The organism is Mesorhizobium sp. M7A.F.Ca.MR.362.00.0.0 (assembly GCF_004023175.1).
Taxonomy (GTDB): domain Bacteria; phylum Pseudomonadota; class Alphaproteobacteria; order Rhizobiales; family Rhizobiaceae; genus Mesorhizobium.
In genome coordinates, this window is sequence record NZ_RZTF01000077.1 from 1 (window position 1) to 1,075 (window position 1,075).

Consider the following 1,075-nt stretch of genomic DNA (forward strand, 5'->3'; position numbering starts at 1 on the left):
GTTCGGCACGCTCGGTTTCGCGTTTGCCGATACCACCATTCTCAACGTGTCCTACGATCCGACACGCGAGCTCTACAAGGCCTATGACGAAGCTTTCGTCGCGCATTGGAAGGCCGAGACCGGAGAGACCGTCACCGTCCAGCAGTCGCATGGCGGATCGGGCGCCCAGGCCCGCGCCGTGATCGATGGCCTCGACGCCGATGTGGTGACGCTGGCACTTGAAGGCGACATCAACGCCATCGTCTCGAAGGCGAAGAAGATCAATCCGGACTGGCGCACCAAATTCGAAAACAATTCAGCGCCTTACACCTCGACCATCATCTTCCTCGTCCGCAAGGGCAATCCCAAGCGCATTCACGACTGGAGCGACCTCGTCAAGGACGGTGTCCAGGTGATTACGCCCAATCCCAAAACCTCCGGCGGCGCGCGCTGGAACTATCTCGCCGCCTGGGCCTACGCCAACGCCAATGACGGCGGCGACGAGGCCAAGACCAAGGAGTTCGTCGGCAAGCTCTACGCCAATGCCCCGGTGCTCGACACCGGCGCGCGCGGCTCGACTGTGACCTTCGCGCAAAAGGGTCTTGGCGATGTGCTTATCGCCTGGGAAAACGAGGCCTATCTGGCGCTCGACGAGTTCGGTGCCGACAATTTCGACATCGTCTACCCGCCGACCTCCATCCTGGCAGAACCGCCGGTGGCGGTGGTCGACGCCAATGTCGATGCCAAGGGCACGCGCAAGGTCGCCGAAGCCTATCTGAGCTGGCTCTATTCCAAAGAAGCGCAGACGATCATCGCCAAGAACCATTATCGTCCTGCCAAGCCCGATCTGGTGCCGGCCGAGGACCTCGCCAAGCTGCCGCCGATCAAGCTCGTAACCATCGACGATCCACAGTTTGGTGGCTGGAAAAAAGCACAGCCTTATCATTTCGGCGATGGTGGTATATTCGACCAGATCTACAAGCCCCAGTAAGCAGTCGATATTCAGGACGACATGACCACAGCACCCGCCCAGGCGGGGTGGCGATTCAGGCAGCCGAGCGTCATTCCGGGTTTCGGATTGACGCTCGGCTTCTCG

1 protein-coding gene is annotated in these 1,075 nt (G+C 60.5%); it reads left to right on the forward strand.

Going from position 1 to position 1,075, the window contains the following annotated elements; genetic code table 11:
- Window positions 1-970: sulfate ABC transporter substrate-binding protein (locus EOC06_RS12800; protein WP_164898559.1), on the forward strand; the 970-nt coding region annotated here is incomplete at its 5' end.
- Between the last annotated feature and the right edge of the window lie 105 nt (window positions 971-1,075).